The sequence below is a fragment of the Xenophilus sp. genome (assembly GCF_044462705.1).
In the GTDB taxonomy this organism is placed as follows: domain Bacteria; phylum Pseudomonadota; class Gammaproteobacteria; order Burkholderiales; family Burkholderiaceae_C; genus Xenophilus; species Xenophilus azovorans.
Genome location: NZ_JBIQNC010000216.1, coordinates 1 through 7,804 on the forward strand (window position 1 = coordinate 1; position 7,804 = coordinate 7,804).

General features: G+C 68.1%; 11 protein-coding genes. 4 read left to right on the forward strand and 7 right to left on the reverse strand.

Annotated elements, in window-relative coordinates; genetic code table 11:
• Together ACIY1X_RS22520 and ACIY1X_RS22525 are read left to right on the forward strand one after the other, a co-directional pair.
• Window positions 1–277 (forward strand): dihydrofolate reductase family protein (locus ACIY1X_RS22520; protein ID WP_399684907.1); only part of this gene is annotated, 277 nt, incomplete at its 5' end.
• 41 nt (window positions 278–318) lie between these two features.
• Window positions 319–762 (forward strand): SRPBCC family protein, encoded by a 444-nt coding sequence (locus ACIY1X_RS22525; RefSeq protein ID WP_399684910.1) that lies wholly within the window; start codon window positions 319–321, stop codon window positions 760–762.
• A gap of 134 nt (window positions 763–896) precedes the next feature.
• Here ACIY1X_RS22525 and ACIY1X_RS22530 read toward each other — a convergent pair whose 3' ends face one another.
• Window positions 897–1,892 carry an AraC family transcriptional regulator ligand-binding domain-containing protein gene (locus tag ACIY1X_RS22530; protein WP_399684913.1) on the reverse strand — a complete coding sequence of 332 codons (996 nt, stop codon included), beginning with the start codon at window positions 1,890–1,892 and terminating at the stop codon, window positions 897–899.
• A 167-nt stretch (window positions 1,893–2,059) separates the two neighbouring features.
• Here ACIY1X_RS22530 and ACIY1X_RS22535 point away from each other — a divergent pair, with 167 nt between their 5' ends.
• Window positions 2,060–3,145: an NAD-dependent epimerase/dehydratase family protein gene (locus tag ACIY1X_RS22535; RefSeq protein ID WP_399684915.1), complete on the forward strand. Its 1,086-nt coding sequence runs from the start codon at window positions 2,060–2,062 to the stop codon at window positions 3,143–3,145.
• Window positions 3,142–3,759 carry a LysE family translocator gene (locus ACIY1X_RS22540; RefSeq protein WP_399684917.1) on the forward strand — a complete coding sequence of 206 codons (618 nt, stop codon included), beginning with the start codon at window positions 3,142–3,144 and terminating at the stop codon, window positions 3,757–3,759. The genes ACIY1X_RS22535 and ACIY1X_RS22540 overlap by 4 nt, the downstream gene beginning before the upstream one ends.
• 148 nt (window positions 3,760–3,907) lie before the next feature.
• On the opposite strand, the gene ACIY1X_RS22545 is transcribed toward ACIY1X_RS22540, so the two are convergent.
• The 6 genes from ACIY1X_RS22545 to ACIY1X_RS22570 form a co-directional block, all read right to left on the reverse strand.
• A complete protein-coding gene (locus ACIY1X_RS22545; protein ID WP_399684919.1) occupies window positions 3,908–4,747 on the reverse strand; it encodes a fumarylacetoacetate hydrolase family protein in 840 nt (279 codons plus the stop codon).
• A gap of 22 nt (window positions 4,748–4,769) precedes the next feature.
• Entirely contained in the window at window positions 4,770–5,450 is a 681-nt protein-coding gene (locus ACIY1X_RS22550) for a glutathione S-transferase family protein (RefSeq protein WP_399684921.1), read from the reverse strand.
• Window positions 5,447–6,430 carry a Bug family tripartite tricarboxylate transporter substrate binding protein gene (locus tag ACIY1X_RS22555; RefSeq protein WP_399684924.1) on the reverse strand — a complete coding sequence of 328 codons (984 nt, stop codon included), beginning with the start codon at window positions 6,428–6,430 and terminating at the stop codon, window positions 5,447–5,449. Before ACIY1X_RS22555 ends, ACIY1X_RS22550 begins: the two co-directional genes overlap by 4 nt.
• A 14-nt stretch (window positions 6,431–6,444) precedes the next feature.
• The gene (locus ACIY1X_RS22560) at window positions 6,445–6,777 is read right to left on the reverse strand and encodes a YciI family protein (RefSeq protein WP_399684926.1); all 333 of its coding nucleotides are present in this window, start codon (window positions 6,775–6,777) and stop codon (window positions 6,445–6,447) included.
• A gap of 20 nt (window positions 6,778–6,797) precedes the next feature.
• Window positions 6,798–7,235 (reverse strand): nuclear transport factor 2 family protein, encoded by a 438-nt coding sequence (locus ACIY1X_RS22565; protein WP_399684929.1) that lies wholly within the window; start codon window positions 7,233–7,235, stop codon window positions 6,798–6,800.
• Window position 7,236: 1 nt separating this feature from the next.
• Window positions 7,237–7,804, reverse strand: a 568-nt coding sequence (locus tag ACIY1X_RS22570; protein WP_399684931.1) for an NADPH-dependent FMN reductase, incomplete at its 5' end; no start/stop codon positions are given.

The following is a 7,804-nucleotide window of genomic DNA, read 5'->3' on the forward strand; positions in this document are numbered from 1 at the left end:
GGTCGCCGGCCACCATCGCCAGTGCCATGTCGATGCCGGTGCTGACGCCGGCGGACGTGGGCAGGACGTGCGCCTCGGGCGCGGCCCCGGCATGATCCGCGACTTCATCGCGGCGGGGCTGGTCGACCACATGCACATCGTGGTCGTGCCGATCCTGCTCGGACGCGGCGCGCGCCTGTGGGACAAGCTGGAAGGCCTCGAGAACATGTTCGAGATCGAGGCCGTCGCATCGCCCAGCGGCGTGATGCACATGACGTTCTCTCGTCGAGGCGCCTGAAGCCGTCAGGCGTCGAACTCTCAACGAACCAGGAAACAGCCATGCCCAGCACGATCCGCCTGCACCGCGTCTTCGCCGCCCGGCCCGAAAAGCTCTACCGCGCCTTCCTCGAGCCGGATGCGGTGACGAGCTGGCTTCCGCCCTTCGGGTTCACCTGCACCGTCCACGAACTGGAGCCGAAAGTCGGTGGCCGTCACAGGATGTCGTTCCGGAACTTCACGACGGGCCACAGCCACGCCTTCGGCGGCGCCTATCTGGAGCTCGTGCCCGGCGAGCGCCTCGTCTACACCGACAGCTTCGACGATCCGGGCATGCCCGGAGAGATGAAGGTCACGGTGAATCTGAAGGCCGTTTCGGTGGGTACCGAGGTCCACATCGAACAGCAGGGCGTGCCGGATGTGATCCCCGCCGAAGCCTGCTACCTCGGCTGGCAGGAGTCGCTGCGCAAGCTTGCGAAGCTCGTCGAGCCGGAGATCGACGGATAGGAGCGCAGGCGCATCCTCGCCGCCACCGGCTCGCAGGAGGTCATCTCCGTCGCCCTTGGCCGATCTGCCGGCCGATCAGACCGAAATGCCGACGTGGCCGAAGGCGTCCGGCATCGTCGTCAGAGCGCCGTGGTTCAACGACACAGCTGCGCCCGCAGCACGCCGGGAGACGCGCCGAACCAGCGCTGGCACGCCTCGAACAGCCCGCGCTCTTCGTAGCCCAGCAGGTAGGCGACTTCCTTCAGCGCCATCCGCGGCTCTGCCAGAAGGCGCTCTGCGCGCCGGCGCAGCGCGCCGTCCCGCAGCTCTCCGAAGCTGGTCCCCTCGTCCTTCAGCCGGCGCTGCAGGCTTCTGACACCCAGGTGGAGTTGATCCGCCACGCGCTGCACGTCGATCGCGCCAAGCTCGATCAGATGCGACACCCGTCCGGCCAGGGCCTGCGGGCGATCGAGCAATTGCAGCTGAAGCTGCGCCTGCGCCGCCACCGCCTCGACGATCACCGGGTGGCCCGCGAGCGGCTGCTCGGCCACCCCCTTCGGCACCTCTATCCAGTAACACGCCTGATCGAAGGCAATGTCGCAGCCGAAGTAACGGCAGTAATCGCCGATCGTGGCACCGCGTGGCAATGCGTGGGCCAACCCAAGCGAGACCCCCAGTTCCTCCACGGAACGCCCGAGCACGAGCGACAACCAGCGCACGCCGTACAACATGTCCATGTCGAACGCTGCCGGGGGGTGCATGACGCGCGTCTCGATGAGGAGGCGCAAACCATGATCGCCGTCCACCAGCCGCAGCTGCTTGTCCTCGTCGATCACCAGGCGCCAGTAGTCAGCGGACAGCGACAGGGCATCGCGCACCGTGCGCGAGTTCAACAGGAGGAACTCGACCAAGCCGTAGCGACCCAGGCGGAAACGCTCGCCAAGACGCAAGCCGAGCAGCGGGTCGTCGGTCTGCGCCAGCAGCGACTGCCACAACGCGCTGAACTCAGCCAGCGGCAGGCGACCGTCGCTGCGTTGCGGGCTGCCGAGTCGATGCTGCCAACGGGCGACATCCAGGCCTTCCTCGGCGGCAGCCCACACCAGGTTCTCGAAGAAAGCGGCAGAAACCGTGTAGCTGCTTGTCGATGGCATTCGGAAGGACTCTTGGCGGGCCGGAGCAACCGGTTATAGCGGATCGGGTTCGGGAGCGGCGTGACGCGCCATTGCCGCAACTTGTCGCGCCAGTACCGTGCCAACGGGGCACGCACTTCCTACAGTGATCTCAACGGGCCGGATCGTCCGAACACCTGAGGAACTGCATGACCGCCACGCAACCCACCCTTGTCTGCACACCCGCTTTCCCCCAGCGCTCCACAGCCGGGCTCTGCCTCGTGACGGGGGCCAACGGGCACCTTGGAAACACCCTGGTGCGTGCGCTGCTCGCCCGCGGCCATGCGGTGCGGGCAGGCGTGAGGCGGATGGAAGACAGGCAGCCCCTGGAAGGCCTGCCTTGCGAGCGTGTGAGGCTGGATCTGCTCGACGCCGATTCTCTGCGCAGGGCGCTGATGGGCGTCGACGTGCTGTATCAGGTGGCTGCCGTCTTCCGGCATTGGGCGCGCGACGCCGAGCGCGATATCGTGCAGCCCAATGTCGAAGGCTCGCGCCTGGTGTTGCAGGCCGCAGCGGCAGCGGGGGTGCGCAAGGTCGTGTACGTCAGCTCCGTGGCCGCCGTCGGGCACACCGGCGAGCCGTTCGACGAAGCCTCATGGAACACGGAGCTGGAGAATCCGTACTATCGCTCGAAGATCGAATCCGAGCGCGCTGCCTGGGAGGCCGCGCGGCGGCTCGGGGTGGCGATGGTTTCGGTGCTGCCAGGTGCCATCGTCGGGCCTTACGCACACAGCCTGACCGACACCATGAATTTCCTCGAGCAGGTGCGCCGGAGGCGGCTGCTCGTGGACCCGGATTTCCACTTCAACTTCGTCGACGTGCGCGACGTGGCCGCTGCCATGCTCGCGGCCGCCGAGCGCGGCCGCCCCGGTGAACGCTACATCCTGGCGAACCATGCCAGCTCTTCGCTCGCTGACATGGCGATGGCCCTTGGTGGCGGCACGGTGCCTGGCCGCGTGCCGCCGAGACCCCCTCGCTGGTTGCTCGCCGCCATGGCTTCGCTTCAGCAGGGTCTGGCCCGGGTCACAGGACGCCCTCCCGAACTGCTGCGCAGCCAAGTCCGCCTGTTCCACGGTGTGCGCCAGGTCTACGACATCGGCAAGGCCTGCCGCGAACTCGGCTACTCGCCACGCCCGCCGGCCGACGCGTTGGCTGCAGGTTTCGCCTGGCTGGAGCAGCGTGCAGCGATGGAACCGCTTCGTGTACGCCGGCCGAAGCACCCGGAGCCATCATGATCAGCGTTGAATTCCTCATCACGTCACTGGTTGTCGTGCTCGTGCCCGGGACCGGGGCCATCTATACCGTCTCCATCGGCCTGGCCCAAGGCCGCAGCGCCAGCACATACGCGGCGTTGGGGTGCACGGCAGGGATCGTTCCGCATCTCCTGGCAACCGTGCTGGGCCTCGCGGCGGTCATGCACACCAGCGCGATGGCGTTCCAGGTCTTGAAGTACGCCGGGGTCGCGTACCTGTTCTACATCGCCTTCGCGACATGGCGGGACAAGTCTGCATTTTCCGTGGACAGCAGCGCTGCAGGCACAACCTCCGCCGGCAGGCTGATCGGGAAAGCATTCGTGCTCAACATTCTGAATCCCAAGCTGACGATCTTCTTCCTGGCCTTCCTTCCCCAGTTCGTCGAGCCCGGTGCCGAGAGGCCGCTGCTGCAGTTGCTCGGGCTGAGCGCCGTGTTCATGGCCATGACGTTTGCGGTCTTTGCCGTGTATGGCCTCGTCGCACACGCCTTTCGAAGACGGGTTGTCGAATCAGCCGCCGTTCAACGCCGGCTGCGGTACGGCTTTGCCGCGGCATTCGCCGGGCTGGGTGCAAAGCTGGCGTTCACCGGGAAGTGATGTCCGGTCCTCGCCGATCCAGCGCTCGCCTTCCACGAAGCTGCCTCGGTCGTAGATCGGTGCACCCGGTGTGGCACCGGCCCAGACGGACGTGGCGTATCGCGCACCGGTCAAATGCCGGAGCTTCCGGGCCGCCTGCGGCGCTATGTCAGACCAGGCGCTGCGTCTGGGTGCCCAGGGGCCCGGCGCTGAGCGTCATCACGTCGCCCCGCTTGAGGAACTGCGGCGCCGGCTTGATGCCCAGCCCCACCCCCTCGGGCGTGCCCGTGATCACCACGTCCCCGGGCAGCAGCGTCATGAACCGGCTCAGGTACGACACGATCTCGGCCACCGGGAAGATCATGTCGGCCGTGCTGCTCTTCTGGCGCACCTCGCCGTTGACCTTGAGCTCCAGCGGAATGCTCTGCGGGTCGGGCAGCTCGTCGGCCGTCACCAGCCACGGGCCGATGGGGCCGAAGCCGTCGAAGCTCTTGCCCTTGCCCCACTGGCCGCCACGCTTGATCTGCCAGTCGCGCTCGGACACGTCGTTGGCCAGGCAGTAGCCGGCCACGTGCCCCAGCGCGTCCGCCGCGGCCACCTTGCGGGCCTCGGTGCCGATCACGAGGCCCAGCTCGATCTCCCAGTCGGTGGCCTCGGAGCCGGCGGGCAGCTCGATGTCGTCGTCCGGGCCCGCGAGCGAGGTCAGGGCCTTGGTGAAGACCACCGGCTCCTTGGGGATCTCCAGGCCCGACTCCTGGGCGTGCTTGCGGTAGTTCAGGCCGACGGCCACGAACTGGCGCACGCCGGCCACCGGGGCGCCCAGGCGGGTTCCCTCGGGCACCCGCGGCATGCGGGCCAGGTCGATGGCCGCCAGGGCGGCCAGGCGCTCGGGCGCCAGCCACTCGGGGGTGAAGTCGGGCACCAGCAGCGACAGGTCGCGTGCCTGGCCCTGCGCGTCCAGCGCGCCGGGCTCTTCCTGGCCCACGGGGCCGTGACGCAAGAGTTTCATTCGAGAGTCCCTTCCTTCGGATTCAGGGGTGCGGGGAGGCTCGCTGTGCCAGAGCGGCTTGACACTCGGCTTCGATGGCCAGCATGCGCCTGAAGGCGGGAATCTCCGAAAGCCGAGAGCGCAGGCCCTGCAAGGCCGGAAGCCCGCTGAAGTCGAAGCCCGAGGACGCTGCCACGGAAACGGCCCAGTTCAGATACACATCCACGAGGGACCAGGTGCCGAGCCACCAGCCCGTTTCGGACAGCACGGCTTCTGCATGAGCGAAGGATTTCTGCGCCAACTGGAGCGACTTCCGCCGCACACCTTCGGGATCCCCGTCGGTGATGCGCCCGGGATTGGCCAGGCCGCGCACGATCGGATGCAGCGTGCCGCCGCACAGCGACAAGCCTGCCTGCCGGCGCCCGGCGGCCAGAGGGGAACTGTCGGGGGGAAACAGCCCCGCTTCGGGGCGCAGCGCAGCCACGAAGGTCTGGATCGCTGCGTTCTCCGTGAGCACGGCGCCGTCCACGAGCAATGCCGGCACCTTGCCGAGCGCGGAAACCGCGGCGTACGCGGGCCGGGCCTGCTCGCCCGAGCGCAAGTCGACCAGGCGCAGTTCGTACGGCAGCCCCGCGTGCTCGAGCGCGAACACGCACACCTGCGAGCAGGCGCCCGGGAAGTGGTAGAGGACGAGATGCGGCGTCGTCCGGTCCTGCGTCGTCATTCGAGCCTTCCGATCTTGCGGATCGTCTCCTGCGCCTGCGCGATCTCCGCGAGCCAGTACTTCTCGAACGCCGGGCCATCCAGGTAGGCGATCGTGCTTCCCATCTTCGCGACGCTTTGCACGAACTCCGGATCCGTCGACGCGCCGCGCAATGCCTCGCGCAGGCGCGCCAGGGTCTGCGGCGGTGTCTGGGCGGGCGCGAAGACGCCGACCCAGGTGACGTGGTTCACCCGCACGCCGGCCTCGCTGAGCGGCGCCGGGGACGGCTGCTGCGGCCACCGGTCCTCGCCGTAGGAGGCGAGGAACCGGAGCTTGCCCGCCTCCACATGCGGAAGCACCAGGGAGCGGCTGAACGACGCGAAGTCCACCTGCCCGGCCAGCAGCGAGGTGATCATCTGCGCGCCGCCCGGATAGGGAATGTGGTTGAAAGTGACGCCTGCCGCGTCCGCGAACATGGCCGTCGGCATATGGCTCGGCCCGTCGTTGCCGCTGGATGCATAGCTGATCTGCCCTGGCCGGGCCTTGGCTGCCGCGATCAACTCGCCGGCGCTGCGGTAGGGGCTGTCGCTTTTCACGACGAGCGCCGTGGCGTCGGAGGTGATGCGCGCGACCGGCGTGAGCTGGTCCAGCCCGAAAAGCGGCGTCTGCCGGTTCACGACCGCCTGTTCGGGAAGGCCGGCGAGCGAGGAGAACGTGAACAGCAGCGTGTAGCTGTCGGGCTTGCTCTGCGCGACGGCGGCCGTCCCGATGGCGCCGCCCGCGCCGGCGCGGTTGGAGATGACCACCGGCTGGCCCAGATTGCGCTGGAGCGAGGGCTGCAGTGCCCTGAGCGCCGTGTCGGCGGCGCCGCCGGGCGGGAAGGGAACGACGATGGTGACGGGCCGTGCCGGATAGGCCTCTTGCGAGAAGGCGCCGATGGCGACGGTGCCCAGGAGTGCCGCCAGGATGCGCCGGCGGTGCAATGAAGAAAAAAAGATCATGACGAGCCGTGGGATCAGCGTGCGAACGCACTCAGGTTGGACATGTCCTTGGGCGGCGCGCCGGTGCGCTGCGGCCAGACGTTCAGGAAGGGGTGCACGGTGATGCGTTCGTACACGCCCTGCTGCGTGAACGGCTCGCCCTGGAGCCAGGCGTCGAGCGCCGCGCGGTCCTCGAAGTCCACGATCAGCAGGCTGCCGATCATGGTGACGCCGTCGTCCGCGAACAGCGGGCCGGCGGCGGCCAGCCGATCGGCGATGGTCGCCACGTGCTCGCGATGCACGCCGCGCAGCGCGAGCCTGCGCTCGGTGCTGCCGGGCTTGTCCAGGCAATAGAGAACGAAAAGCATGGGTGGTCTCCTGTCTTCAATCAAGAATGGTCGGGCTGCATGGCCGGCAGGATGCGTCGCTCGTCGATCCGCCAGCCGTCGGGCGTGCGCTTGAAGCGATCGTGGTATTCGACGATGGCGGGCAGGCCGGTCATCGTCGGGACCCCGCTCGAGGCAGCGGCCTGGAAGAACAGCGCGTAGCAGACCCCGCGCGCGTCGGCGTCGCCTTCGACGGCGATGCGGAAGTTGGTACACAGATGCCGCGTGACGATCGCATCCGGGCGCGACGCGAGGAACCGTGCGATCTGCTTGCGGCCCTGGAACACCATGCCCATGCGATCCAGCGTGCCGCCGGGCGTGAAGAGATCGAGCAGTTCGGGGTAGCGGCGCGCATCGATGTGGTTCGCGAAGTCGACACACAGCCGGATGCACGCGCGTTCCGCCTGGTCGCACTGAGGGCCGCCCAGCGCCGCGGGCATGTCAGGCATCCGCCAGCTTGCCGATGAAGCGCGCGAAGCGCTCCATGTAGGCTGCCATGAACTGACGTGTCGTTTCGTCGGCGAAGCTGCCGTCGGCCGCCAGCATGTCGGGCTTGAAAGAGAGATAGGCCTCGCCGCCCAGCACCGATGCGCCCAGGATGCCCAGGATCTGGCGCAGATGCTGCTGGCCGACCGCCGTGCCGATGGCGCCCGGCGAGGTCCCCGACATGGCGACCGGCTTGTCGCGCCACACGTTGCGGTCGATCGGCTTGGAGCCCCAGTCGATCGCGTTCTTCAGCACGGCCGGCAGCGAACGGTTGAACTCGGGCATGACCACGAGGAAGGCGTCCGCGCGGGCGCATTGGGCGGTGAAGTCGTTGACGGCTGCGGGGCGGGCGGACTCCAGGTCGCCGTTGTACATGGGCAGGGCGTCCAGCGGCACCTCGCGGAACTGCAGCGCCGGCGGCGCGGTGCGCACGATGGCCGCGGCCACCTTGCGGTTGATCGATTCCTTGTGACCCTGCCTAGATTTCACGTACAGCAAGAAGTTGGAAACTTCAAAGGTACGG

What these genes read in the sequence shown, in the direction of transcription:
- ACIY1X_RS22540 (WP_399684917.1), top strand. Translation starts at nt 3,142, where the DNA reads ATGATCAGCGTTGAATTCCTCATCACGTCACTGGTTGTCGTGCTCGTG.
- ACIY1X_RS22560 (WP_399684926.1), bottom strand. Translation starts at nt 6,777, where the DNA reads ATGCTTTTCGTTCTCTATTGCCTGGACAAGCCCGGCAGCACCGAGCGC.
- ACIY1X_RS22525 (WP_399684910.1), top strand. Translation starts at nt 319, where the DNA reads ATGCCCAGCACGATCCGCCTGCACCGCGTCTTCGCCGCCCGGCCCGAA.
- ACIY1X_RS22530 (WP_399684913.1), bottom strand. Translation starts at nt 1,892, where the DNA reads ATGCCATCGACAAGCAGCTACACGGTTTCTGCCGCTTTCTTCGAGAAC.
- ACIY1X_RS22545 (WP_399684919.1), bottom strand. Translation starts at nt 4,747, where the DNA reads ATGAAACTCTTGCGTCACGGCCCCGTGGGCCAGGAAGAGCCCGGCGCG.
- ACIY1X_RS22550 (WP_399684921.1), bottom strand. Translation starts at nt 5,450, where the DNA reads ATGACGACGCAGGACCGGACGACGCCGCATCTCGTCCTCTACCACTTC.
- ACIY1X_RS22535 (WP_399684915.1), top strand. Translation starts at nt 2,060, where the DNA reads ATGACCGCCACGCAACCCACCCTTGTCTGCACACCCGCTTTCCCCCAG.
- ACIY1X_RS22555 (WP_399684924.1), bottom strand. Translation starts at nt 6,430, where the DNA reads ATGATCTTTTTTTCTTCATTGCACCGCCGGCGCATCCTGGCGGCACTC.
- ACIY1X_RS22565 (WP_399684929.1), bottom strand. Translation starts at nt 7,235, where the DNA reads ATGCCCGCGGCGCTGGGCGGCCCTCAGTGCGACCAGGCGGAACGCGCG.